We start from the raw sequence: 24,348 nt of genomic DNA, 5'->3' as shown, positions 1-24,348 counted from the left end.
TTCGAAACGACCGGACGTCAGCGCCTCGAAGGCGCTGACGTGATCTCTGCGGATATTGGTGCTCATGCGACGATCCCTCCGGCTTTGCGGGCGCGCGCGGCATAGGCGCTGAGGGTGCCATCGGCCTTGAAGTGCAGATCCCGTTCGACGGGCAATCCGAGACGACCGCGGACGGCTCGAATTTCGCTGAGGCGTACCGAGCCGATCTCGGGATAACCAAGCCCCAGGTCGCAGAGGCCGTGCGCGATATCCGGGTCTTCCGGATCGGTTTCGGAAAGCAGCCAGGTCGCCCCGGCATCGGGGGTGAAGAGTTTCACGACAGGTTCGAAGTCGAGAGTGTCTTCGCCTGCTTCAATGCGGTCCTGGTTGGTGCGCCCGTTCGCAGCGAGCTGGTCGAGGATGGATTGTGGCAGAAGGTCCATGAGGTTTCTCCTGGATGTCGGTGTGAAAAAGGCCGGGACGGCAGACACCGTCCCGGAGGACAGCTCATTCGACGAGGTCCGGGGCATCGCCCTGCCCGTCTGGCTTCGGCTCGAAGAGAACGAGCTGGCCGGTCACGGGCGTGGCGAAGAGCTGGATGGTGAGGAAGGATTTCGCGTCGGGCTTCTGGGGGAAGGCAACGCCGATCTTGTGGAAACGGGTCTTGCCGTCCTTTCCTTCGTCGGGTGTGGTGACGGTGTAGTAGCGGGTCATGTCGATCTCCTCTCGTTTTCGATGCAAGAAGAGACCGGGACCGTCCGGACAGACTGTCAGGCGGAACTTTGCTGCGCGAGGAATGGCCGCGTCAGCGGACAGGGGAAAGTTCTGCTTGAAGAGAGCAAGCGGCGCGCGCGACCGTCAGTCGGGCCAGGTCCCGGAGATTGCATCCGGAAGAAAACGCGAGGCGATCGACCGGTCCCCTTCGTGGCGCGACATGCAAAGATTGAGGTGCGGCAGGGACGCAGCCCAAAGACGCGTCTGTGCCGAAGGACAGACCGCAGCAGAACTCCAACGGATCTGGCCTTGGCGCAAAAGGCGGGCTCGTCTTCTTCGGCTTCAGCCTAACGGGGTAGATTCGTGCATCGCTTTTGTGCCCTCTCAGGCTCTGGCCGACCTCGACATTGATGACATGGCGTTATTGGTCCGGCACCGGCTGCTCTCGCAAATCAGCCCGCGCGTCGCGAATAATTGCCCAGGACGAGTGCAGGAACAGCGCCGCGATACCGAAGGCGACGATCAGGTCCGGCCAGCCACTGCCGAACCAGGCGACAAGTCCGGCCGCGATCACCACAGCGACGTTGCCGATGGCGTCGTTGCGCGAGAACAGCCAGACCGCCCGCATGTTGGCGTCTCCCTTCCGGTGCTTCAGAAGCGGCAGAACGGCGAGGATATTGACGATCAGCGCACCCACGGCGAAGGCACCCATCAGGCCCGCCTCGGGCGTGGCCTGATTCAGGACGCGCCAAAACGTGCCAGCCACAACCCCAAGTCCCAGAAGGCCAAGGAACACGCCCTGGATCATGGCGGACCGGGCGCGCCACGTCAGGCTCCAGCCGATGGCGAGCAAGCCTAGAAACGTGATCGCCCCATCGCCAAGGAAATCGAGGGCATCCGCCTTCAGCGCCTGAGAGTCGGACAGGAAGCCGCCCGCCATTTCCACAACGCCGTATCCGAGATTCAGCGCAACCACGATCCAGAGCGCCCGACGGTAGGACGGGTCTTGGTGGGCTGGATCGGTCGAGGCGTCGTCGCCCTCAATCCGTTCGAATCCGTAGCCTGTCGCCTCTAGGGCCGGACGCACCTGCGGAAGATCGTTTTCCGCGATGCGCAGCGTCATTATGTGGGTTGCCGCCGAGACCTTGACGTTCTCCGCCGCGACGCCAGCCGACCGCGCAGCGCGCTCGATCTCGGCCGCGTCCTTCGCACAATCCATCCCTTGCACCCGCATCCGGATCGGCGCGTTCTGCTCACTGGTTCCGGGCGTGTTCATGAGATCGCCTCACCATGCCCGCGCCCGCCGAACTCGGAGGGGTCGCCACAGGCGTGTCGCGCACATTCAAGCTCCAACGTCGTGTGCTCGATGTCGAACCTGTCGGAGAGGACGGACTTGATCCGCTCCTTGATCGCGTCGGCGTCATTCCAGCGGCCCTCCTCGATCACCACATGGGCGTCGAGCGCGGCGCAATGCTCGTCCATCTGCCAGAAATGCGCGTGGTGGATACCGGTCACGCCGGGCACCCCGCGCACGGCGTCGAGAACGCCGCGTGTCTCGATATCTGGCGGCGATCCGAGCATCAGGATGCGGATGACCGGGCCGATCTCCCGGAAGGATTGCCACAGGATATAGCCCGCAATCATGACCGTCACGATAGGGTCGATCAGCCGCCAGTCGTAGAGCAGGATCAGCGTTCCGGCGAGGATCACGGCGATGGAGCCAAGCGCGTCAGCGACGTTGTGCAGGAACGCCGCGCGGATGTTCACGCTGGATTTGGACATGCGATACGTCAGCAGCGCCGTCGCCGCGTCCACGATCAGCGCGATTCCCGCGATGATGACGATCAGCCATCCCTCGACATCCTGCGGATCGGCAAAGCGCATTGCCGCCTCGTAAAGCAGGTAGAGACCGATCACGATCAGCGTCGTGTAGTTGATGAGCGCGGCGACGACCTCGACCCGGCCGTAGCCGAACGTCATGTCTGCATCTCTCGGCCGTCGCGCGATCTTGCGGGCCGCGAACGCGATAATGAGCGAGATCGCGTCGGAGAAGTTGTGCAGCGCATCGGCGATCAGCGCAAGCGAGCCGGAGATAATCCCGCCAATGATCTGCGCGACCGTCAGCCCGAGATTGACGGCAATCGCCGCGAACACCCGCCGGTCGCCCGCCTCGGGGTCTATGTGGACGTGGTCATGTGGCATCGACAGCCTCTTCACGCGCATGGTTGAGGTCGGAACGGGGCGTCAGGCGTCCTTGGCGGAAAGCTCTGACGCGCGCATTCATCCAGTGACGGATCGCAAAGCGGTAGAGCCATCCTCTGAAACGACCGAAGCTCTGGCCGTGATCCCTGTAGAAAGCGTCCGGCGTATCGAAGACGCCGAAGTTCCGAACAATACCGGTCTTCTGGATGTAGGTGTCGCCGCCGTCCCAAGTGATGGGTGGGGCGCTGAGGCAATGCGTGCCCGCGCCGTAGCCGCACAGGCTCTCGGTGCCCCGAAACGCGCTCTGCAAGGCATTCAGGAAGCCATCGTCCAGTATGAAGCCTTCGAGATTGATCCAGCCGCCGTCGCGCTCAATCTCCACCCAGGAATGCAGGATTTCGTCTGGCGCTATAGGATAGACCAGTTCAGGCACCACGCCGCGCTGCAAGCCCTTGTGGATCGTAAACCCATGCAAGCGACAGGGAACGCTGACGGCGCGCAAGAGCGCCATGAGGAGCGTGCCCTTCGTATTGCACTGGCCGTAACCGTCCGCCAGCACCTCGGAGGCCGGAATGTCGTCAGCACGATTGTAGCCGAAGGCGATATCGTTTCGCACGAAATCATAGACCGCGCCGATTCGGTCGTGCGTCGGAAGCTCTGACCAACCGCGATCTGCGATCAACGCCTGAATCGGCTTCGCCTCGAAGTCGAGAAGTGGTGTGGCGGAAAGATAGTCACGGGACATGGCAAGCCTCTGGATTCGTTGTCCCGACCAAGATAATGTCTCTAGCGACTAGAGGTTCAAGGAATATTCTGATGTTCTCCATCGGCGAGCTTTCACGACGCACCAAGGTCAAGGTTCCGACCATCCGCTATTATGAGACTGTCGGCCTGCTGACCGCGCCCGAGCGCACCGAAGGCAACCAGAGACGGTACGACCAGGCGGGTCTGGAGAGGTTGAGCTTCATCAAGCACGCACGGGACCTAGGTTTCTCGATTGAAGCGATCTCGTCGCTGATCGAGCTGCAAGACCATCCCGACCGGTCATGCCAGGCGGCAACCGATATCGCGACCGCGCAGCTCTCGGATGTTCGGGCGAAAATCAAAAAGCTCCGCGCCTTGGAAAAAGAGCTTCTGCGTATTGCCAATGGGTGTGACGGCGATGGCGTGCCGGAAGACTGCTATGTATTGGCGTCCCTTGCCAATCACGATCTGTGCCAGCAGGAGCATTAATGGGCCAAGATCGGATGTTTCTGTAAACGCCGGTTTCATTTGATCACAGAGGTTTCTGTGTGACATTCCTGCCTTGGCACGTCTTGCCGCGAGCGTCCGGCAAGAGCCCAAACCCCTGGCTGTCAGCGGGGCGTTGAATGGCTGCTTCTGCGCAGTTCGCGGATCTGGCATTTTTGAATCTAAAGTGGGGCTACGCTTCCAGAAGCGCATCGATCACTGCGCATTCAGGGGCGGCATCACCGGTGCAACGGGCGACCGTCTCTGACAGAACACGTTCAATCCGCGTAAGATCGGCGATCTTTTCCTGGACATCTTCAAGATGTGCTTCGGCAACGGTTTGAACCTGGGCGCAGGTCTGCGTCCGGTTATCGACCAAACCGAGCAAATCCCGGATTTCCTCCAGCGAGAAGCCGAGGTCGCGCGACCGCATGACGAATTTCAGCCGCCTGACGTGGGTGTCATCATAGCTTCGATACCCTTTCGCGGTGCGCGGCGGGTCCGGCATGATCCCAACCGTCTCGTAGTACCGGATTGTTTCCAAGTTGCAGCCGGTCACACGCGCAAGTTCGCCCCGACTGATAGGCTTCACGCTTCTGTTATCCATTTCTCTCAAAAAAAAACCTCTTGAGCCTGTATCAACTACAGACCGTAGAACGTGAGAAATATCCGAGCAAGGACGAATCTATGGAACAGAGTTTTACGGCGCAGACATCCGAACAAGTGCGCGAAGTTGGCGATGACACCGCAAAAGCCTGGGGCGCGACCGGGTTCGGCGTTCTGGGTGCTCTGGCGATGACGTCCTGCTGCATCCTGCCGCTCGTGCTGGTGAGTTTCGGCGTGACGGGCGTGTTCATCGCACAGCTTGGCGCGCTCTACGCATACAAATGGTACACCTTTGCGCTGAGTGCCGCGTTTCTCGGATACGGGTTTTACAAGGCCTATAAGCCCGTGGCTGCCGAGGCCTGTGCGGATGGCACCTGTTCCCGCCCGATCAACCGCAGGGTCATGCGCGCGACCCTCTGGATTGCCACCGCCATCGTCGCCGTGGCGATGGCCTTTCCCTACATCACCCCTTTCATCCTGAAATTCTGAGCAAGGATCAAACCCATGAAACACATACTGCTATCATCGGTACTGGCTGTAACCGCATTTGCCTCAGCCGCCTTTGCAGAAGAGCGCACCGTCGAGATCGCCGTCAGCGAGCTGACTTGCCCCTCCTGCTCCTTCATAGTTGCCAGTTCAATGCGCGGTGTCCCGTCTGTCCAGATCAACGACTTCGTGGACGGTCCGGAGTTTGGACATGGTATTTACAACGTGACCTTCGATGATACCCAAGCCACCGTTGAAAGCATCATAGAGGCGGTGAAGGCGAACGGTTATCCCGCACAGGTTCTCCCTGACACAGCGTCCTGACGCGGGAGGGCGATGCGATGCGCGATAACCTGATGGGCGGGCTGCTTGCCATTGGTGTTGCGGCACCGGTCATGATCGTCTGTTGCGGAGGTGGCGCGGCTCTGATCGCAGCGCTGTTTGGCGGGATTGGGGCCTGGCTGTCCGGTCTCGGCGGTCTTTCCATCGCGCTGGTGGTCGCGCTTGCGTTTCTGATCGTTCGCGAAGTCCGGCGCGCCAGCAAACGACCGGCAGAAACCAATCGCTCTCCAGACAGAAAGAACGCGACTTGACCCAAGCAACTAAGAACCCCGACCGCTTGCTGAAATGGGGGCTGGGCGGCGCGTTGTTCGCGGCCCTGTGCTGCTTCACACCCCTGTTGGTCGTCGTTATCGCCGGAGTTGGCCTTTCGGCCCTCACCGGCTGGCTCGACTACGGGCTGTTTCCGCTCATGTTTTTTAGCCTCGCTGTCGTCGTTCAGGCGCTCTGGCTGCGGGCAGGCAGTCAGGGGCCAAGCCCGAAACTCTGGGCGACGGCCCTCGCGGCTCTGCTGTCGGTCCTCATCATCTGGATCGAGTTCCGCTTTGCCGTCCGCATCACCATCGGTGCTTTCGCGGCTGTCGGCCTCTACGCCATTTTGCTCAATCGAATGAAATCCAAAGGAGCCTCGCAATGATGATGGGAGCCTGTACGGGCCTCGGCACGGTCTTCGGAATGCTTGGTATGCTGACACCGCTGATCGCCATCGGCGCGATCCTCTATCTGGTCTTGGCAAATCGGCAGACCCCGGAAATGCAAGAGGCGCATTAACATGAAAGACTTTGGCAATAATGATGATGGAAACGACGGATACGACCTGATCGTCATAGGTGCTGGATCGGCGGGCTTCTCGGCCGCGATCACAGCGGCGGACGCTGGCAAGCGGGTTGCTCTCGTTGGGTATGGTACCATCGGCGGCACCTGCGTGAACGTTGGCTGCGTGCCGTCCAAGACGATGATCCGCGCAGCCGAGGCGATCCACGGCGCTTATGCGGCCAAGCGGTTTCCCGGCCTGTCCGGTCACGCCAAGGTTGAGGAATGGAAAGTGCTGATCCAGTCCAAGGACGATCTGGTGGCGACCCTGCGCCAGAAGAAATACGCCGACCTGTTGCCGGAATATGCCGGAGTTGACTACATCGACGCCGGTCCCGCGCGGCTGGTCGAAGGCGGCGTCACCGTTGGCGGTCGCACTCTGACCGCACCGAAACTGATCATCGCCACAGGCGGGCGTCCGGTTCTGCCGACCATTGACGGGATCGAGGAGATCGGCGCACTCGACAGCACCAGCCTGTTGGAGCTTGAAACCCTGCCAGACAGCCTGATCTTCATCGGCGCAGGCTACATCGGAGCCGAACTGGCCCAGATGATAAGCCGGATGGGCGTGAAGGTCACGCTGGTGGCGCGGTCACGCCTGCTGCCCGGTGCCGAACCGGAGGTATCCGAGGCACTTGCCGATGCCTTCACGGCCGAGGGGATCACTCTTCTGACGGGTTTGAGCTACGACAGTGTGCTCCGTGACGAGGCGGACGTAACCTTGCGGGTGATCCGGGACGGCGAAGCTATCGAGGTTACGGCGGATCATCTTGTTTCGACCGCTGGCAGACGCGCCAATACTGAAGGAATGGGCCTGGAAGAGATCGGCGTGGAGACCAACGCGCGCGGCGCCATCGTCATTGGCGACGACATGCAGACTACGGTGCCGGGCATCTTTGCGGCAGGCGACGTCACCGACCGGGACCAGTTCGTTTACATGGCAGCCTATGGCGCGAAGCTGGCCGTGAAAAACGCCGTTCTCGGCGAGGCGCACCACTATGACAACTCCGTCATGCCCTGGGTCGTCTTCTCCGATCCGCAGGTGGCCGGGGTCGGACTGAGCGAGCAACATGCGCGGGATGCCGGGTTCGACGTGAAGACCTCCATCGTGCCGCTCGATCAGGTGCCGCGCGCCTTGGCCGCCCGTGACACGCGCGGATTGATCAAGCTGGTGGCGGACAGGAAGACCGACAGGCTGCTGGGTGGTCAGATCATCGCGCCCGAAGGGTCTGATGCGATCCAGACGCTGGTGATGGCGCTGAAGTTCGGCATGACGACGCAGGCTTTGGGGGAGACGATCTTTCCCTATCTCACAACCGTGGAGGGGCTGAAGCTGGCGGCGCAGACCTTCGATATGGACGTGGCCAAGCTTAGCTGCTGCGCCGGATAAAAGATCGAAGCAAGGACCGGTCTATGAGCAACATGTATGACCTGATCGTCATCGGCGCGGGCATGGCCGGAGTGGCGGCTGCGAACAAGTGCGGCGCGGCGGGCTGGCACGTGGCCATTGTTGATGCGCTGCCCTATGGCGGCACCTGTGCCCTGCGCGGCTGCGATCCCAAGAAAATCCTCCGGCGTGGAGCGGAAATCGTCGATGCCGCGCGGCTGTTGGATGGCAAGGGGATAGACCCGGCCGGGCTGTCGATCAACTGGTCCGATCTGATGGCGCATAAGCGCGGCTTTACCGATCCAGTGCCGGGCAAGATGGAGAAGGGCCTGAAAGACAACGGCGTTGAGACGTTGTACGGTGCAGCGCGGTTCACCGGCGACAATACACTCGAAGTTGACGGGAAGGCCTACGAGGCGCGCTGTTTCCTCGTCGCAGCCGGAGCGATCCCGAGGCCTGTCACTTTTGCCGGATCCGATCTGATGATCGACAGCACCGAATTTCTGAATCTCGAGGCTCTGCCCAAGCGCATCTTGTTCCTCGGCGGAGGCTTCGTGTCTTTCGAGTTTGCCCATATCGCAGCCCGAGCCGGTGCCGCGCCGGTCATCGTGGATCGCGGCGCGCGACCGTTGAAGAGCTTCGACCCCGATCTCGTGGAGATGCTGGTCGAACGCAGCGCCCACGTGGGCGTAGAAGTGCAGCGCAAAACCGAGATCGTCTCGATTTCGAAGTACGGTGCTGCCTTCGCGGTCGAAGTGACGTCGGGCAGCGAGACCAGGACCGTCGAGACCGATCTGGTTGTTCATGGCGCGGGACGCACAGCAGCGCTCACCGATCTGAATCTTGAAGCCGCCGGTGTCGACTATGGCGACAAGGGCATTGTCGTGACACCGCATCTGCAAAGCACGACCAACAGCGCGATCTTCGCCGCCGGGGATTCCGCCGATACCGAAGGTATGCCGCTGACGCCTGTTGCCGTGATCGAGGGCAAGGTCGCGGCCTCCAACATGCTCAAGGATGCCCAGACAGCGCCGGACTATGCGGGCATCCCGACGGCGGTGTTCACCGTGCCTGAACTGGCCCGGGTCGGAATGTTGGAAGAAGAGGCCACAAATGCCGGGCATGATGTCGAATTTCGTTTCACCGACACAAGCGGCTGGTATTCGAACTATCGGATCGGTGAGAAGTCCGCCGCCGCGAAGGTGCTGGTGGGTAAGTCTGATGGCAAAATCCTCGGCGCGCATCTGTTCGGCACGGAGTATGGCGAGTTGATCAACTTCTTCGGATTGGCAATCAAGCTGGGGCTGACCGCGAAACAACTCAAGTCGATGACTGCCGCCTATCCGAGCGTTGGATCGGATTTGGGATCTCTCTTGTAGGCCAATAACCGAAGTATTTGGCTTGGCGAACCGCATTCGGAGCATCGCTTTCATTGAGGCCCCCTAATCGGCGGCTTCGTTCTGATCCGGTTGCAGACCGTGCAGAAAATCCACCGCACGCTGCGCATGGGCCGCGGCCTGGAAGATGTATCGCGTGTCGCTCCGAAGACCGCAAAGCCAATGATCGATATAGGCGGCATGCTCCGGGCGCGGATCCGGCGACAATCCCAGATCGGCGGCCAGAAATGCAGCGCCCAGTTCCGCGACAAGCTCCTCTTGCGCATAGCCTTCATCGCCCCAGCGTTTTCGACCGAAACTCCGGTCCAGGCGATCGGGATGGCGGGTCCAGTGGGTGATCTCGTGACCGAGCGTCGCGTAGTAACTCTCAGGATCTTCGAAGGTCTCGAAGGGCGGCATCTGCACGTAATCCGGCTCAACGGCGTAGTAGGCCTGGGGTCCCCCGTGACGAATGTCGGCCCCTGTCGCGGCAAAGAAGGAGTCTGTAGCCGCATCGCGCTCGACTGTGTCGAGTATCGGCTCCGCGACGGCGTAGAACGCCGCGGGAAGGCCCTCGATCTGGTCGACGTTGAAGACCGTATAGCCTTTCATGAAGGGGATCGCGACCTCGCGGTCCTGACCGGCCGCGTCAGTTTCGGTCTTGCGGAAGGTGTCGGCATAGACGACCAGCTCGCCCTTTGCGCCCTTGCGCACCTGGCCGCCGAGTTCTGACGCCTGACGATAGGTCATCCAGGTCGGCGCGGCGAAGCCGTTGGCGACCGAGGCGGCCCAGAGCAGGACGATGTTGAGACCGCGATAGGCGACCCCGTTGTGCCGCAAGGGTCGGGAAATCCGCCCCGCAAGATGCTCGGCGTTCCAGGGCTTGTGCCAAGGCCGGGTCCCGGCTTCGAGATCGGCGATGATCTTCGCGGTGACGCGGGTGTAGATGTCGGGTCGATGTGCCATGATGTCCTCCTTTCGGCAGGTCCCTCGTGCGGGACGCGAAAAGGCAGGACGGACGCCGTGAGCCGACGGCGCATGGTCAACACGGGGGAGCGTCCGCGACCGGCGCGGGCAGGCCATTGCGCTGGCGGCGGCGTCTGTCACGCCCGCGCTCCCCTGCTCGCACGGGGGACCTGACGGGAGGCGCAGCTGGCAGGCGGGTCGAGGATTGATGAGCCCCGTGTCATCGGGGCTTGGGCCGCGGATTGGCCGGGAACCCAGGCGGAGACGCGCTCCTAGAGCGCGCTCAGCCAGTCGATTGCGGCCGCGAGCGGCATGGCACGCAGCCCGCCTTGCCCCGGCACGTCGCGGGTCTCGGCATAGACCAGAAGCCGCTCCGCCACGTCGAGATCGTCTGCAGCTATGTGGAACCCGCGGGTGACCTTGGGACTGGTCGTACGTTTGACCTCAATGGCCCAAAGCGCCCCGCCGGGCAATTTCAGGATCAGGTCGATCTCGGCCCCGGCCGAGGAGCGGTAGAAACTGGCTTCCGTGCCCCGCGGGGCCGCCGCGATCAGGTTTTCGATGCAGAAGCCTTCCCAGGAGCCGCCGACCACCGGATGACCGAGCAGCGCCTCGGACGTCTCGATCCCCAAGAGCGCGTGGGTCAGGCCCGCATCACGGATGTAGACCTTGGGCGATTTCACCAGCCGCTTGCCGGTATTCGCGTGCCAGGGCGGAAGCCGTCGCACCAGCATCAGGTCCACCAGCAGATCGAGATAGCGCGCAATGCTTTGGCCGGAGACACCGAGCCCCGCCGCCAGCTTTGCCGCATTCAAGAGCCCGCCCTGCTCATGGGCCAGCATGGTCCAGAACCGCCGCAAGGTTTCGGCCGGGATGCGCAGGCCGAAGCTTGGGATGTCGCGTTCGAGATAGGTGCGAATGAAATCCTCGCGCCAGGTCAGGCTGGCCCGGTCCGATTGGGCGAGAAAGCTGTCGGGAAAGCCGCCGCGTAGCCAGAGCTTCTGCAAGGCCTCCTGCCTCACTTCATCCAGCGTGAACGGCGTTAGTTCGTGATAGCTGACCCGGCCTGCCAGCGATTCCGCGCTTTGCTGCAACAGCGTATTGGAGGCCGACCCCAGGAGCAGGAATTGCCCGGTGCGGTGCCCGGCCCGCCGTCGCCGGTCGATCTGCCCCCGAAGGGCACCGAACAGCCCCGGCATCAGCTGCACCTCGTCGATGACCACCAGCTTGCCCATCTGCGCGTCGAGATAGAGATCGGGCTCCTCGAGGATCTGCCTGTCCGCGATCCGCTCCATGTCGAGATAGATCGCCTCGCGGGTTTCTGCGATATCCTGGGCCAGCGTGGTCTTGCCGACCTGACGCGGCCCGAGAAGGACGACCCCCGCCTGGGCATCGAGGGCGTCTTCGACCCGTTTGAGGTGATTGCGCACGATCATACCTTGCATTTATTCCATCTCGTGGAAGATTTGCAAGGTTTTCGAAAAGCAAAGCCCGGTCTCACGCCGCCATCTCGCTCAACCGACCGAAGAAGCTACGCTCCAGATGCAGCTCCCCTGCCCCGGCCTTTTCGACCATGCCCCGCAGATATCCGCCCGGCGAGTTGACCTCGCCTGAATGGACCTTCTCGAAGACCAAGGCAAATGCAGCCGCAGCGGCGGGTTTGCCCATCTGCTCCTGTGCGTCGATCCAGGCATGTTCCGAAATGCCGATCATCGGCCGCAATTCACCGGCGACCCGCACAAAATCGCGCCAATCACGGATGTAGCCGCCCAGATTGCGCCCCCAGGAGGTGAATTCCGGGCAGGCTTGCAATATCGTTCCCAACTCGATCCCGACCTGCGGTCTGTTGGCCTCCCCTGCCCCATTGTCCGATGCGGTCCGTGCCACAGGCGCTGACGTTGCCGGTCCGGGCGGTTCGGCCGACGCTTCCTCATTTTCTGAGGAATTACGAATTACAGGATGAAGTTGTTTTGTAATTGGTATGTGAGGTCCGGTAATGACCTCCCTGGGGTCCATATTTTCCATTTCCTTGGTCATCTCGGTACTTTGATCCACAGGTTTTGCCTCCCGCAGAAACACCTTCTCGACCCGCGACAACAGGTCAGCGAAGCGATTTGCCAGTCGCTGAAGCATGTCGGCCCCCGCGCGCGGGCCTGGCAGGCACGCCAGAAGCGCCTCGAAGGCCTGTTGCAGGCGCCGGAGCCCCGGCATGTGTTCCTGGCGCTCCAGGGCCGCCTCGAGGCGCGCCCGGATACTGCGCCGGGCAATCGTGATCTGACGCCGCAAACGCTGACAAAGCGTCCGCTCCGCCGCCAGATCGGCCGCCAGTGCCTCGAACTCTGCGACGCGGGCGCTCAAGGGGGCGAGATCGAACCCGTAGGCCTCGACAATCACACCATCGGCATCGCGGCGACCCCAGCGTTTGCCATTCGGGCTGTCCCGGAAAGTGATCACGCCGACCTCCGCCAGGCGCCGGGCGTGGCGTTTGAGCGTCGACAGGGAAAACCCGGTCCGCTCCATCAGATAGGCGTTCGACGCCCAGACGATGGGCCGTCGCCCCTCTTCCCAATCCTGGGGCTGGGTAAAGGCCGCAAGCGTATCGAGCAGAAGAAGATCTGCCGCTTTCAGCCCGATATGGGCCCCCACACGTTTCGCCGCGACAACACTGCGTGTCTTGGCAATGGAAATCTGTTCGCCGTCTCGGGCCAGCTGATCCGCGGTCCCGAGAGCCGGCGTCGGCTTGCGCCAACCGCTCTGTGTCATGCCTGTATCTCACCTCCGGTTTTGTGGAGGCAAAAGGATCCCGTGCGCCAAAACGACGTTCTTTCGTTGACAGTGATTCGCGGGAGCGGTATCCAGAAGGTGTCTAATCTATTTGGATAAGCTCTCGGGCCGGATCGGCTTGGGGGCTTTTCTTTTGCCTCAGGTCATGATGTCGATGTCTCCTCCGATTGAGACAGATACTCCGCATAGAGCTGGTCGAGGTTCTCCGAGAGAAACTCTCCAAAGCCTGCGGAATCCTTGGATGTCAGCGAGATGGTATAGGCGCGGCCCGCGCGTCCGATGACGCCCTTGATCCGGCCCTCTCCGGAGGTCCAGGTGCGCTTGGCCGGGGTGGCTTTCGCCGCCCGGCGCCGGGGTGCCCTGCCCGCCTCGGTCACCTTGCTGTGCAGAATCTCGAACTTTGTGTCGCTGTCGAGCTGGTCAAACCCCTCCGTGGCCAGGATACGGTCGGCCACCGCGACATTGCTTTTGACCGCCATCAGCTTCTTGAAGTCTTCCCAACGGTCGCGCCCGATCTGCTTGGCGGGTCCGATCGCGGCGATGACATGGCCCGGCACCGTCCCTGCCACCGACAGCATGCGCGACAAGAGCGTGCCGTCGATGGTCAGCGCCTGCTGGATCACCTCCTTGGCCTGACCGAGATCATGCAGGTTCCTGGCAAAAAGCGCCTTCTCGATGAAGGAGAGATCGGCCCGGGCCGTGTTCTCCTGGCCCTGCGCCAGCACATGGGCGACATCGTCCATCTCCTTGACCACGGCGCGGACCGGCCGTCCGAGCGCGCGCGCGACACGCACCCGGCGATGCCCGAAGACGACCATGTAACGGTTGGCGGCCTCCGGATGCGGCCTGAGCAGGACCGGCGTGTCCTGCCCGCTTGATGCGATCGAGGCTTTCAGCTCGTCGAAGGCCTCATCATCGCCGCTGAGCCGGTCATTGACGAAGGAGGCATCGATCAGGGCGGGATCGATCTCGACGATGGTTTCGCCTTCGAGAAGGCGTTTGGAGTTTTCGGCGAGACTGTCGATCGAAACCTTCATGGATTTCGAGGCACCGCGCATCGCGTAACTCGAGCGGCCCCCATCGACCGGCGGGTCGGTCGGCTGCCCGATCACGGATTTCAACAGGTCTTTTCTGGCCATGATGCCCTCCTTTTCGGGCCACGCGACCCCCCATCTGCACGGCTGTCAAAACGCATCTGCACGGCTGTCAAACTCATGGGCTTTCGCGCCCCCAGGCTTGATGCACGAGACCGGCGATTTCATCGTTGACGGCGTTCAGAGAGGTGATCGCGCGGTCATAGGTCGATCGCACGAACTGCGCCCGCTCGACCTCGTAAAGCGTCTGTTTGGTGATCCCGGCATCCGAGATCGCCGTCGATTTCACCATCTGCGATTCGAGCATCTGGTTGGGAAACATTGCCTGCAGGAAGCCGACCATCTGCTTTTGCGGCCCATCGGTGGGTTCGAACCGCGTGACGAGATAGCGGAACCATTTGAGCCGCATCTCGGCCCCGGCTTCGCGGATGGTGCGCAGGATACCGCCCAGCATCAGGAGGAACTGGCTCATCGACATCACGTCGAGCATCTGGGGATGCACGGTGATCAGCACCGAACTCGAGGCTGTCAGCGCGGTTAGGGTCAGATATCCAAGCTGGGGCGGGCAATCGATCACCACCACATCGTAGCGATCTTCGACCTCTTCCAGCGCTTTTGAGATGCGGGTGAAAAAGGCGCGGCCTTCGGAGGGGTCGCGGCTGGTGAGGGCCACCGGCGTGTCGTATTCGTATTCCTGCAGATCGAGGCTGGCCGGGACAATATCGAGGTTCGGGAAGTTCGTCGGCCGGATGACCGCGCTGATCGGCTGGCGCTCCGCGTCATAGCGCAGGGTTTCGTAGAGCGAGGAAACAGAGTCTAATTCAGGCTGAATCCCGTGCAGCGCGGTGAGCGAGGCCTGCGGATCGAGATCGACCGCCAGCACCCGATGGCCCTTGAGCGCCAGGTGCTGGGCCAGATGCGCGGCGGTGGTTGTCTTGCCGCTGCCGCCCTTGAAGTTGACGACGGAGATGACATGCAACTCTTCGCCTTCGGTGCGATGGGGCAGGTAACGGCGCTTGCCCGGACGGCCATGGGCATCGAGATAGGCGCGCAGCTCGAGCATTTGTGCTGCGGAATAGGATCGCCGCCCAGAGGCCGAGGTTTGTGGTTCCGGCCCTTTGCCCTCCAGATGCAGCTTCTTGATCGTCGACTGCGTGACGCCGAGAAAATAGGCTACTTCGGCGAGAGAAAACTGCCGCAGACCCTTCTGGGCATCGGGGGGGTATTGTTCCTGACGCAAGATATTGAGTCGATCGGAAATCAGTTCTCCTTGCTGGAGAATGATTTCATCGAAGGCCAACTCGCCTGTATCTTGCCGGAATGGTGCTGTCGCCATCCTGCCGCCTCGCCTAATATCGCTTTTATCGCGATTTCTTTCGTTAAACTGTGACTACAGCGGAAGTGTGTTATCCACAACGATTTTTTCAGCGGGCGGCAAAGCACTGCCAGATCATGGCACAAATCGGGGAGACCACAAGACCCCGCAGATTGGGGAAAAGGGACCGCAATATCTGGTAGGGTGCAGTACCGGTCCAGTCCTTACGTCTTTGCACAGAAGGCGGCAGAATTACTATAGATTATTGTTTTTAATAATGTTTCTCGATTTGCACGGCTGTCAAGAAAGGCAAATCACGATCCGAGCACATGGGCCGTGGAGCCAGATGGCTGGTGCCTGCGACCACCCATGCAGGCTTGCGCCATAATCACGGTCGTCTGCACGGAGCGAACTGGGGTCTCGCTCGGAGGATCCCGGCAAGAAACACCCCCAGCCCACCCATTGAGGAGAATCGGGCCCCGATTCTCAGGCCGAAGCCCGGGTGGGTTGGCCGGGTGTCCCGGCCAACCGCGGGTTCACGCGGCCTCTTTCGGGCCCCAGGGGATCACCGCCTGCAGGGTCGGGTCGTCCTGATGCGCCGCCTGGCCGAGATTGGCATTGAACCCATAGTCCCGGATCGTCAGCGTGAAATAGTCCGCGCCGGTCTCCCGGTTCTGTTTGCGCCAGATGCCGCCGCATTCGACGAGACGGCCGCGGGGCGAGCGTCCCAGCACCCGGTGGGTGGGTGCCATCGGATTGTCGCTGGTCACGGGTTCCACGGAGATGTCGAGATCGAAGGTCAGGGTCGAGATCGACCCGGTGCCCTTGGCGGTGCCGATCTCGGCGGCGTCAAATTTGATGCAGTTCGGGGTCATTGCGTGTCTCCTTGTCTGGTGTTGCAATGCCGGTGACCAAAGCAGGGAGCCACGGGGCAGCACCGCAGGCGCAGCGCAGCGGAGAAGGGCAGGGGGGCGCACTTTTTGACCCGCGCGGAATGCCCGGCACGGGCAGGGGAAAAAGACGGGCCCCAACCTTTGCGGCTCCCGGGGGGGCCTGCCACCGGCGACGCTCAGCAACACCGGTCGGAGACGAGCCGGACCCCCGGACAACAACAGGTGCCCGCCACGATCAGCGCCAATGGCTTGGACAGGATCTGCGTCTCGGCAACGCATGTCGCCGGAACGCAAGGACAGCACGCCATCCCGCCTCTCGCCCGGGAACTTGCTGGCCTGGCTCCGGCACCGGTCGCCGCCATGGGTCCCACGCCGCAAACCCGCGAGGCGGCGTCAACCGGTCGTCGCCCCAGGCGATCCCGTGAGAGGCCAATCAGGGTTTCGGCTCAGGTCGCAGCGGGCAGGCCACCTGTCTCAGCGCCATGCCCGGCGCGCGGGGTGCGACGCTCCCGCCCCGCCTCATGGGCCACCGGGGCGATCCACTGGCTGCAACGGCACGCCCCGGAGCTGCCGCAAGTGGCCACTCCACGCCCAACGGGCCTGACGACGCCCCCTGAGTGTCTCCCCGGCCCCTCCTGTCGCGCAGCGACCCCCGCGCGGGCAGCGCCGGTCCGGCGGCGGGGCAGGGGGCATTCCTCTGCCCCGCCGCCGGACAATTTTGGGCCATCCCGTACCCGTGCTTGACCGAGCACAAAAAAAGACCCCGCCGGAGCGGGGCCAGGTGGTCTTCCCACGAAGGAAGGCTCAGAGGCAATCCGGGACCCAGATCGCCAGCTTGTCTTTCTGCTCGGAGGTCAGCCCCATGAGTTTCTGCGTGGTTGCATCGCCGATCAGCTTTTCCAGCTTCTCGGCCTTTTCCGCCTTCTTGAGTTTGCCGAAGGACACCACGCGCGCGTCGCGGGTATCGCAGTCGAGAAAGGTGCGGAGCAGGTCGGTCAGCACCCCGGCGGAGACGCGCGAAAAGAAATTCTCCGCCGTGGGCGTCCAGTGGGCACGGATATCGGCCTTGGCCTCGGCGGCGATGGCTGCAAAGAAACCTTCGTCCCCGGCCTGATCGGGCAGGGCGCGCGCGAAAGCTTCGGTAAGGACCGCGTTGCGGGCCTTCTTGCCGCTGGCCCGAAAGGCGGCGAAGGCCTCCTCCAGATCATCGACACGGGTACCGGTCTGCCACGCGGCGGTCGGGTCGAGACCGTGATCAAGCCGCGGCTCACGGTCAAACCCATCGTCGATGCTCGGGACGTTGTTGGGACGTCCGAGGCGCAGATCAAAGAGGCTTTCGAACGACCCGGAGGCTTCCGACAGGCCGAAGGCCAGAAGATCGAGCACAAGGTCCGGCTTGGCCAGAAGGGCCGATTGCACCGCCGCCAGCCGAATCGCTTGCATGTCGGTCCTCAGTTTCTGGGAGTAGGGCGATTTCGGCGCGGGGGCAGGGCGGTCGGGGGCTGTAAGAACGCCCGCCGCGAGGGCCGCATCCTTGTCTTCGGGGCGCACCAGACCAGCAGTGATCTCCACCTTTCCCGATTGATTTACAAGGATAAGACAACCCGAGACGCGCTTCTGGTCGTCGGTGTATGAGCCGTCGAGAGTGGCCTGCAGATCGGCCAGTCGCGCCTCACCGTCCGCGTCGAGCACACCCGCCTCGCACATCTCGGCCAGCCGGTCGTAATCCTCGGCCTCCGCGTCGCTCAGATCGCCCTCGACCGGGTAGAGACGTGTCAGCTTGGCTTGGTCGATTTCATAGTAGTTGAGCCATGGCTCGCGCTTGGCCTCGGCCCAGAGCCAGCCCGCATTTGCCACCAGCGCGGCACGCGCCGCCTCGAGCCGTTCGTCAAAGAGGTCATCCAGCAGAGCCGGATCGGTGAAATAGACCGCCTGCGAAAACAGGTCCCGCGTAATCGCACCGCCTGCGGCCTCATAGGCCTCTTGGCCGACAAAGAGCGCGCGGCGGTCACTGCCGGTCACCGCTTCGGGGGTGAGCGCGGATTTCAGCTGCGCCTCCGAGATCGGCTGCCCCTTGATCTGCTCGAGAAGCGTGAGCGTCAACGCCGCATCCTCCGACAGGGTGAAGGCCTTGGCCGCGCCGAGGGTGATCTCGCCTGCGGCAAGCGCGTCAATGACCGGGGCGGGCAAGGCGGCGAGCGCCAGCCGCTGATAGACGCGGGCCTCGCTGGTGGCGAAGGCCAGCGCGATATCGGGCACCGTCGCGCCCTTGGCCGCCATTGCTCCAAAGGCGCGGATTTCATCCGCCGGGGTCAGGGCTTCACGCGCGGCATTTTCGGCATTGGCCCAGATGGCGGCTTCCTCGGCATCCTCGGTGATGCGCACCGGGACGGTGACCGGGGCAGGGGTTTCGGCCTCGGTGGCGATCTTCTGCAATGCCCGCAGGCGGCATCCGCCCGCGACGATTTCGACGCGGCCTTTCTTTGTGCGCAGGCCTGCAAGGTTCTGGATCAGTCCGAAACGGGCGATACTGGCCGCCAGCGTGTCGATATGGGCGTCCGAGACGCTCTTGCGCGGATTGAGGTCCGAGAGCGTGAGGGCGTCGAGCGGCACCAGTTCGATGCTGCCCGTGTCGGTGAGGATCGGGTCTTGCTTGGTCATGGGGAAGTCTCCTTTCGGTTTGGATGGACAGGGGCCGTCCTGCGCCCACTGGGCGGCGCAGAAAGGCCTGTGGGTGGATAGGGTGTGGGGGAAGGGGCCAAAGACGCTCAGGGCGTCTCTGAGGCGCTGTCGGGTTACCACCAGCAGGAATAGATCACGGTTGATCCGGCTTGCATTTCGGCCCGCGCCCAAGCGCAGAAGTCCAGGTCGTAGGTGCGGCAGTCGGCAGCCTGTTCGTCCTGAAACTGGTGGCCGTAGAAAAAGCCGCCCTCGCACCGGGGCAGGGTGCCGTCGGTGACGGCCTGTTCCAGGCGGTCGATGTCCTCCGGCGCGAGGATCAACTCGCCGCAGTTGAGGTCGCTGGCCGAGAGGCCGGTGCGGGCGACATAGAGGGTTTCCATGAATGTCTGCAGCTTGGAATGCTTGCGCCAGACAAAGGCGGGCACTTCCCCTTCGTCTCCGCTTTCGGGTGTCTTGAGATAGGCATATTGGTCGAGGTCCATGGTCTCGCTCCTTTCCTTCGTGGTTGGCGCGGCATGGGTTTCTTTGCATTGGCCCATTGTCCGCCTTGGGCGCGGGCCATCCCTGTCTCTGACGTTCGGAAGACCCCCGCGTCTTCCGAAGGGCAGAGCAGGGAAGGGCACAGCCCGACCTGCGGCCGGGCGGCGGCGGGACACAGGGGGCCGAAGCGGTGAAATCGGGAGGGACCCGGCGGCATCGACCGACGGGAGGCACCGGATTTCTCCGGCGGAGGCTGACGCGCCAGCGGCACCAGAGCCCCTGTTCGCGCCGTCGCCCGGATGTCAGGCGGAGGAAGAATGCAATACTGTCGGGGGTGCCAAAGCAGAGCGGCGGTATCCCCGTCGATTGACCCCATGATCGCGGGCAGGCCCGCGATTGCTTCTGTCCTGTGCCCGAAGGATCGTTACCCGGGAGGGCGGAGACAGTATTGGCTCCGGGGCATCTCATGCCCTAGAGCCTGCCCAACCGTGCGGTTGGCGGGCCAGTCAGGTCGACAACGCCGCATGCGCTTAACCGAGCGTCAGCACCATGTTGTCGGACAGGGCCAGAGGTGGAATGTGCAGGTTCTCAGGCGCGGGGCCTTTGCGAATACGACCCGCAGTATCGTAATGTGACCCGTGGCAGGGACAGAACCATCCTCCAAAATCGCCCGCGCCATCGCCAAGCGGGACACATCCCAAATGCGTGCAGACACCGATCATCACCAGATAGGCGTCGTGGCCCGGAATGGCGCGGTTCTCATCCTGCGCTGTGGCCTCGCCGGGAAGATTGGGATTGCGCGCATCGGTGTCCGGCAAGGTGAAGACCGCCTGTTCACGCGCCTGGGCCATCTCCGCTTGCGTCCGGTGGCGAATGAAAACGGGTTTTCCGCGCCAATTGACGGTCAGTTGCGTGCCTTCCGCGAGCCCGGAGATATCCACCGAGATTGTCGCCAGGGCGCGCACATCCGCCGAAGGGTTCATCTGGTTGATCAGCGGCCAGAGCGCCGCACCGGAGGCGACCACGCCCGCGCCAGCAGTGGCATAATACAGGAAATCCCTGCGGTCAGTGTCGTCGGTCGCATCCATAGCACAGCGAGTGTGCAACCTTCCCGCCCCGGAACGTCAACGCGGGTTTTGTAATGTTTTGTCCGCAACCCGGGGCTTGGCGGAGGGAAACTGTGGCCGATCGTCGGCTTAATGGTGGGGCGGTGCGCCTTTTGCCATCATGAGATGATGCTCCTGGTGATGCGCGCCGATGGTCATCAGACCGAAGAACCCAAGACCCTGTATCTGGTCGGAATCGCCATCGACGAGCAGGGCAACACCATCCCCGAGATCCTCTGTCGTGACCTCCCAACCCGTCTCGGCTGCAAGGAAAGGCGCATGGGCAGGCACCATGGCGCGAATGGCCTCGAGAACGCGCGGTGCTCCCCGGATTTCGAACCGGATACCGGCGGGCCGCATACTGCGGGTAACCTCGGCCTCCATCGTCACAAGCTCCATGTCCACCAGATGTCGCCTGAGAGCCGCGATATCGACCTTTGCCCAATCGGTGGCGGGATCGGCGCGCAGGAGCGCTACAATCTCCGCCATGGCGGCAAAAGCGGATTGCCCGGTTTCCTGCGGGCCCGGCATCGCATGCCCGGTCGCGGAATGGTTGTGCTGGGCCGCGACGGGTCCAGACAATGACAGGGCAAGCAGAAGAGCAACAAGGCGCATGGGGGGATCCTTTTGAACGGCACGATACCCATTTTTCCTAGCACGCAGGCCTGCTCTGGAATATGATTTCAATCATATGCTGCCAGAGCCCTACGACCTTCTCCCGACAACTGCGCGTCAGTCGCAAACAATTGCGGCTGGCGACGTGCTCTTTCGACAGGGTGCACAGACCCGGGGCCTCTATGTGCTGAAGACCGGGCGCGTGCATCTCGAGCGGGTTGGTCCGAATGGCGAGCGGCTCATCATTCACCGGGCGACATCCGGGACCAGCTTTGCTGAAGCCTCGGTCTTTTCGGAGCGCTATCATTGCGATGCCATCGTGATGGATGCAGGTGCGTTGGTCCGGATCGACAAATCTGCAGTCCTCGCCGGCTTCGCGAACCCGGACTTTGCGCGGGCCTATGGACGCCAGGCGGCCCAACAGGTTCAGGCGCACCGGCAGATCATGGAAATTGTCGGCATCCGACGCGCCGAGGATCGGGTGATGGCGGGAATCGTTGCAGGTCTTCTGGACGGCACCGTCATCGACTTTGCCGCGCGCCTCCAGCTGACGCATGAGGCGACCTACCGTGCGCTGCGGGCGCTTGTCGAAGCGGGTCGGGTCAACAACCCATCCCGCGGAACCTACCGATTGGCCTAGCTGTGACTGGCAAAGACCGATGTCGCGCCATCGGGCCTGACAAGCAGCGTATCAAACGTATCGCCGGCACCGGGACCGCCCATGCCGGGGGAACTCATCGGCATACCCGGCACGCTCAGCCCGCGCGCCGCCGGTTGCTCTGCAAGAAGCCGGGCGATGTCCTCAGCCGGCACATGGCCCTCAATGAAATAATCGCCCACCACAGCGGTGTGGCACCCGGCCAGTTCCGGCGCGATCTGGAGCCTATTTTTCAGCGCATAGAGGGCGTCCTGATCGACATCCTGGGCCTCGACCTGAAAACCGGCCCGCCGGACATGATCAACCCAGGCCGTGCAGCATCCGCAGGTCGGGGTTTTGACAACCTTGATGATGGGCCCGGCATCAGCCATGGCCGGGAGCGCGATTGTGGCGGCAGCGCCGGTCAGCAGAAAGCTACGTCGTTTCATGTGTCGTTTCCTTTTGAATTGCCTTCGAGATTAGCATCAGGAGCGGCACTGTCGAGGTGATCGCGGTGCGCGGGTGGTGCATGAGGCTCTGCCTGCGGCCCCATCGATTGCGTGACGTCCAAATCGTCCGCGTGGCGCTCGTCGAGGCAATCCGTTTCAAGCTGCAGGGTCACCATGTGAAACCCGTGATGCTTGGTCAGGTGCGTATAAGCGGTCTCAAGGATACGTGCAGCATCGCCGGGCTTCGCATGGCGGAGATGGGCCGAGAAGGCATGCTTGCCGCTGGTCAGGGTCCAGGCGTGGACATGGTGGACATCGAGAACGCCGTCCTGGGCGCGCAGATCAGCGGTCACGGCCTCGAGATCAGTATCCTCCGGGGTCCCTTCCAACAGAATATGCACCGCCTCGCGGATAACTCCGATCGAGGCCCAGAGGAGCACGACCCCGAAGGCCATACCAAGGATCGGATCGATCGCCAGGAAGCCAGTGAACTCGATGACAAGCGCGGTCACGATGATCAACAGGCTGCCGACGAAGGTCTGGATGATGTGCCAGAGGGCCCCGCGGGCATTCAGATCATCCTGGCTGGATTTCCACATCAGGCCGAGCGAGATCACCTCAGTGACCAAGCCACCGAAGGCCACCCAGAGCATCGGTCCCGTGGGCAGATGGATCGGATTTCCGAGCCGCATCGCCCCCATCCAGATCACCAGAAGCGCCATGCCGAGAAGAAAGCCGCCATTCACGAGCGCGCCAATGATCTCTGCGCGATACCACCCGTAACTGCGCGCCATATCCGCCGGGCGGCGCGCGATCCGCTGCGCGATGATGGCGACGAGCACGCCCCCGACGGCGGACAACGTGTGAAACGCATCTGACAGCACCGCGATCGAGCCGGTCCAGAGCCCGACGGCCAGTTCGATCACGAAGTAGATGCCGGTCAGCCAGCCAGATATGACCAGAGCTTTTCCCGACGACGGCATATGTCCCGCATGTGAATGAGTGGCCATGTCAGATCTCCTTCTTCAGCGTGCGGCGGTCGCGCCAGACCGCAAAGAGGACGGACAGGGCGGTGAACGCGCCAAGCGCCAGCGCCGTCCAGGTGGCGGTTTGCACGTCCCCATTCATGGCTTCGCTGCCGAGATGGGCGAGCAAGAAGCTGGCCGGAATGATCCCCGCGAGGGTCGCCAGGGCAAACCGCCAAAGGTGCAAGACGCTCAATCCTGCAGCGTAGCTGACCATGTCGAAGGACAGGAACGGCAGCAGTCGGCTTCCGAACACCAGAAACGTCAAGGTATTCTGTGACCCCAGAAGTCCACGTCCGATCGTCTCGCCGACAAGGCGTTCCACGAAAGGGCGCCCCAGCCCGCGCGCGAGCAGAAACGCGGCAAGCGCGCCGATCTCTGCGCCGAGCACGACGAGCAGTGTTCCGTAGGTGTGACCATAGGCGGCCCCGGCAGCCAGCGCGATCGGCGCCGAGGGGAGGGGGCTGGCCACGATCGCCAGCGTCATCAGCGCCACGACCAGAACCGGACCAAGAAGACCAGCCGCCTCGATCCAGCGCCGCAGGTCGTCGCGCTCCGGCAGATCGATATCGAGGCCCGCAAGGTCTGGACGCGCCAGGACGAGAAGCAAGAGCCCCAGAAGGGCGAGTATGACGACACGCACCATGGCCTACCTCGTATAAAGCAGCACAAGAAAGGCTGCCGCCATCAGGTCAAAGACGACGCAAAACGGGATGTACCAGTGTGGGACCCGGGCGAGGCGGACCGCATTGTGATGGGCAAGATCCCACAGCGCATGGAGCGCGAGACCCAGAGGCAAGGCTGCCCAATGCCAAAGGAGACCCGCTACGGCCGCCGCCCCAAAGACGAGAGCAACCGCCAGCTCAGACCAGAACACGGAGCGACGACCATCGGCGGCACCGAACCCGATATAGGCCCCGCCGATCAGGGCCAGTGTGACCGCTGCCAAGGCAAGCGAGTCTGCCTGTTCCAGGAGGAGGTGGGCGGGCATTGTGACCACAAAAAGCGCAAATCCGATCCACGCGGGCGCCGCCATGGTCCGGTGCGCTGATTGGGCGGGATGTTGCCCCGATATGTCTGGTCTTGCGCCTGTCATGCCGCGTCAGATGGGGCTTCCAGCAGCTGGAGGGTCAAGACATGTCAGGTCTATTGATACATATTGCGACAAAC

29 protein-coding genes are annotated in these 24,348 nt (G+C 62.7%); 9 read left to right on the top strand and 20 right to left on the bottom strand.

What is annotated here, in order from left to right:
• Positions 1-62: 62 nt before the first annotated feature.
• From Q1A34_RS20685 to Q1A34_RS20665, 5 genes are all read right to left on the bottom strand, one after another.
• Positions 63-422, bottom strand: a complete 360-nt coding sequence (locus tag Q1A34_RS20685) for a DUF2958 domain-containing protein (RefSeq protein WP_300039097.1) — start codon at positions 420-422, stop codon at positions 63-65.
• A 64-nt stretch (positions 423-486) separates the two neighbouring features.
• Positions 487-693, bottom strand: a complete 207-nt coding sequence (locus tag Q1A34_RS20680; RefSeq protein WP_249994673.1) for a hypothetical protein — start codon at positions 691-693, stop codon at positions 487-489.
• Between the two features lie 421 nt (positions 694-1,114).
• Positions 1,115-1,969 carry a cation diffusion facilitator family transporter gene (locus Q1A34_RS20675; protein WP_300039094.1) on the bottom strand — a complete coding sequence of 285 codons (855 nt, stop codon included), beginning with the start codon at positions 1,967-1,969 and terminating at the stop codon, positions 1,115-1,117.
• The gene (locus Q1A34_RS20670; RefSeq protein ID WP_300039091.1) at positions 1,966-2,895 is read right to left on the bottom strand and encodes a cation diffusion facilitator family transporter; all 930 of its coding nucleotides are present in this window, start codon (positions 2,893-2,895) and stop codon (positions 1,966-1,968) included. The genes Q1A34_RS20675 and Q1A34_RS20670 overlap by 4 nt, the downstream gene beginning before the upstream one ends.
• Positions 2,885-3,640: a transglutaminase family protein gene (locus tag Q1A34_RS20665; protein WP_300039087.1), complete on the bottom strand. Its 756-nt coding sequence runs from the start codon at positions 3,638-3,640 to the stop codon at positions 2,885-2,887. Before Q1A34_RS20665 ends, Q1A34_RS20670 begins: the two co-directional genes overlap by 11 nt.
• Before the next feature lie 71 nt (positions 3,641-3,711).
• Here Q1A34_RS20665 and Q1A34_RS20660 point away from each other — a divergent pair, with 71 nt between their 5' ends.
• A complete protein-coding gene (locus Q1A34_RS20660) occupies positions 3,712-4,128 on the top strand; it encodes a helix-turn-helix domain-containing protein (protein WP_299784363.1) in 417 nt (138 codons plus the stop codon).
• 190 nt (positions 4,129-4,318) lie between these two features.
• Here the strand turns inward: Q1A34_RS20660 and Q1A34_RS20655 are convergent, their stop codons facing one another.
• A complete protein-coding gene (locus tag Q1A34_RS20655) occupies positions 4,319-4,732 on the bottom strand; it encodes a helix-turn-helix domain-containing protein (protein ID WP_299784365.1) in 414 nt (137 codons plus the stop codon).
• An 80-nt stretch (positions 4,733-4,812) separates the two neighbouring features.
• Here Q1A34_RS20655 and Q1A34_RS20650 point away from each other — a divergent pair, with 80 nt between their 5' ends.
• The 7 genes from Q1A34_RS20650 to Q1A34_RS20620 are packed head-to-tail and all read left to right on the top strand — an operon-like array spanning position 4,813 to position 9,135.
• Positions 4,813-5,220 carry a mercuric transporter MerT family protein gene (locus tag Q1A34_RS20650; protein ID WP_299784367.1) on the top strand — a complete coding sequence of 136 codons (408 nt, stop codon included), beginning with the start codon at positions 4,813-4,815 and terminating at the stop codon, positions 5,218-5,220.
• 15 nt (positions 5,221-5,235) lie between these two features.
• Positions 5,236-5,541 (top strand): periplasmic mercury ion-binding protein, encoded by a 306-nt coding sequence (locus Q1A34_RS20645; RefSeq protein ID WP_300039084.1) that lies wholly within the window; start codon positions 5,236-5,238, stop codon positions 5,539-5,541.
• Positions 5,542-5,558: 17 nt separating this feature from the next.
• The gene (locus tag Q1A34_RS20640; RefSeq protein WP_299784371.1) at positions 5,559-5,810 is read left to right on the top strand and encodes a hypothetical protein; all 252 of its coding nucleotides are present in this window, start codon (positions 5,559-5,561) and stop codon (positions 5,808-5,810) included.
• Complete coding sequence (merF, locus tag Q1A34_RS20635; protein WP_299784373.1) at positions 5,807-6,193, top strand: mercury resistance system transport protein MerF; 387 nt, start codon at positions 5,807-5,809, stop codon at positions 6,191-6,193. The genes Q1A34_RS20640 and merF overlap by 4 nt, the downstream gene beginning before the upstream one ends.
• A complete protein-coding gene (locus Q1A34_RS20630; protein ID WP_299784375.1) occupies positions 6,190-6,327 on the top strand; it encodes a hypothetical protein in 138 nt (45 codons plus the stop codon). The genes merF and Q1A34_RS20630 overlap by 4 nt, the downstream gene beginning before the upstream one ends.
• Position 6,328: 1 nt before the next feature.
• Positions 6,329-7,759, top strand: coding sequence for a mercury(II) reductase (merA, locus tag Q1A34_RS20625; protein ID WP_300039081.1), 1,431 nt, complete (start codon positions 6,329-6,331; stop codon positions 7,757-7,759).
• A 23-nt stretch (positions 7,760-7,782) separates the two neighbouring features.
• On the top strand, positions 7,783-9,135 hold the full coding sequence (locus Q1A34_RS20620) for an NAD(P)/FAD-dependent oxidoreductase (RefSeq protein ID WP_300039078.1): 1,353 nt from the start codon (positions 7,783-7,785) through the stop codon (positions 9,133-9,135).
• Between the two features lie 63 nt (positions 9,136-9,198).
• Here Q1A34_RS20620 and Q1A34_RS20615 read toward each other — a convergent pair whose 3' ends face one another.
• The 10 genes from Q1A34_RS20615 to Q1A34_RS20570 form a co-directional block, all read right to left on the bottom strand.
• On the bottom strand, positions 9,199-10,098 hold the full coding sequence (locus Q1A34_RS20615) for a zincin-like metallopeptidase domain-containing protein (protein ID WP_300039075.1): 900 nt from the start codon (positions 10,096-10,098) through the stop codon (positions 9,199-9,201).
• A 272-nt stretch (positions 10,099-10,370) separates the two neighbouring features.
• Positions 10,371-11,534, bottom strand: a complete 1,164-nt coding sequence (locus Q1A34_RS20610) for an ATP-binding protein (protein WP_300039072.1) — start codon at positions 11,532-11,534, stop codon at positions 10,371-10,373.
• Positions 11,535-11,595: 61 nt separating this feature from the next.
• The gene (repC, locus tag Q1A34_RS20605; protein ID WP_300039069.1) at positions 11,596-12,861 is read right to left on the bottom strand and encodes a plasmid replication protein RepC; all 1,266 of its coding nucleotides are present in this window, start codon (positions 12,859-12,861) and stop codon (positions 11,596-11,598) included.
• A 164-nt stretch (positions 12,862-13,025) separates the two neighbouring features.
• The gene (gene repB, locus Q1A34_RS20600; protein ID WP_300039066.1) at positions 13,026-14,021 is read right to left on the bottom strand and encodes a plasmid partitioning protein RepB; all 996 of its coding nucleotides are present in this window, start codon (positions 14,019-14,021) and stop codon (positions 13,026-13,028) included.
• Positions 14,022-14,094: 73 nt separating this feature from the next.
• Positions 14,095-15,312, bottom strand: coding sequence for a plasmid partitioning protein RepA (repA, locus tag Q1A34_RS20595; protein WP_300039063.1), 1,218 nt, complete (start codon positions 15,310-15,312; stop codon positions 14,095-14,097).
• 515 nt (positions 15,313-15,827) lie between these two features.
• The gene (locus Q1A34_RS20590) at positions 15,828-16,166 is read right to left on the bottom strand and encodes a DUF736 family protein (protein ID WP_013959932.1); all 339 of its coding nucleotides are present in this window, start codon (positions 16,164-16,166) and stop codon (positions 15,828-15,830) included.
• Between the two features lie 822 nt (positions 16,167-16,988).
• Positions 16,989-18,845, bottom strand: a complete 1,857-nt coding sequence (locus tag Q1A34_RS20585) for a ParB/RepB/Spo0J family partition protein (protein ID WP_300039060.1) — start codon at positions 18,843-18,845, stop codon at positions 16,989-16,991.
• Positions 18,846-18,979: 134 nt separating this feature from the next.
• Entirely contained in the window at positions 18,980-19,348 is a 369-nt protein-coding gene (locus Q1A34_RS20580; RefSeq protein WP_300039057.1) for a hypothetical protein, read from the bottom strand.
• Between the two features lie 528 nt (positions 19,349-19,876).
• The gene (gene petA, locus Q1A34_RS20575; RefSeq protein ID WP_300039055.1) at positions 19,877-20,434 is read right to left on the bottom strand and encodes a ubiquinol-cytochrome c reductase iron-sulfur subunit; all 558 of its coding nucleotides are present in this window, start codon (positions 20,432-20,434) and stop codon (positions 19,877-19,879) included.
• A gap of 108 nt (positions 20,435-20,542) precedes the next feature.
• Positions 20,543-21,067 carry a hypothetical protein gene (locus Q1A34_RS20570; RefSeq protein ID WP_300039051.1) on the bottom strand — a complete coding sequence of 175 codons (525 nt, stop codon included), beginning with the start codon at positions 21,065-21,067 and terminating at the stop codon, positions 20,543-20,545.
• A gap of 76 nt (positions 21,068-21,143) precedes the next feature.
• Between Q1A34_RS20570 and Q1A34_RS20565 the strand changes: the two genes are divergently transcribed.
• Positions 21,144-21,707, top strand: coding sequence for a Crp/Fnr family transcriptional regulator (locus tag Q1A34_RS20565; protein ID WP_300039048.1), 564 nt, complete (start codon positions 21,144-21,146; stop codon positions 21,705-21,707).
• On the opposite strand, the gene Q1A34_RS20560 is transcribed toward Q1A34_RS20565, so the two are convergent.
• From Q1A34_RS20560 to Q1A34_RS20545, 4 genes are read right to left on the bottom strand one after another with little or no spacing between them, the layout of a single operon-like run.
• The gene (locus Q1A34_RS20560; protein ID WP_300039046.1) at positions 21,704-22,153 is read right to left on the bottom strand and encodes a DUF411 domain-containing protein; all 450 of its coding nucleotides are present in this window, start codon (positions 22,151-22,153) and stop codon (positions 21,704-21,706) included. The genes Q1A34_RS20565 and Q1A34_RS20560 overlap by 4 nt on opposite strands.
• Complete coding sequence (locus Q1A34_RS20555) at positions 22,150-23,163, bottom strand: cation diffusion facilitator family transporter (RefSeq protein ID WP_300039044.1); 1,014 nt, start codon at positions 23,161-23,163, stop codon at positions 22,150-22,152. Before Q1A34_RS20555 ends, Q1A34_RS20560 begins: the two co-directional genes overlap by 4 nt.
• 1 nt (position 23,164) lies before the next feature.
• A complete protein-coding gene (locus tag Q1A34_RS20550; protein WP_300039042.1) occupies positions 23,165-23,824 on the bottom strand; it encodes a VTT domain-containing protein in 660 nt (219 codons plus the stop codon).
• A 3-nt stretch (positions 23,825-23,827) separates the two neighbouring features.
• The gene (locus tag Q1A34_RS20545; RefSeq protein ID WP_244525680.1) at positions 23,828-24,214 is read right to left on the bottom strand and encodes a DUF6010 family protein; all 387 of its coding nucleotides are present in this window, start codon (positions 24,212-24,214) and stop codon (positions 23,828-23,830) included.
• Positions 24,215-24,348 lie beyond the last annotated feature (134 nt).

Source organism: uncultured Roseobacter sp. (assembly GCF_947491795.1).
GTDB lineage: Bacteria > Pseudomonadota > Alphaproteobacteria > Rhodobacterales > Rhodobacteraceae > Roseobacter.
Note: the sequence above shows the minus strand (reverse complement) of the source record. Positions and strands in the feature narration are given on the sequence as shown.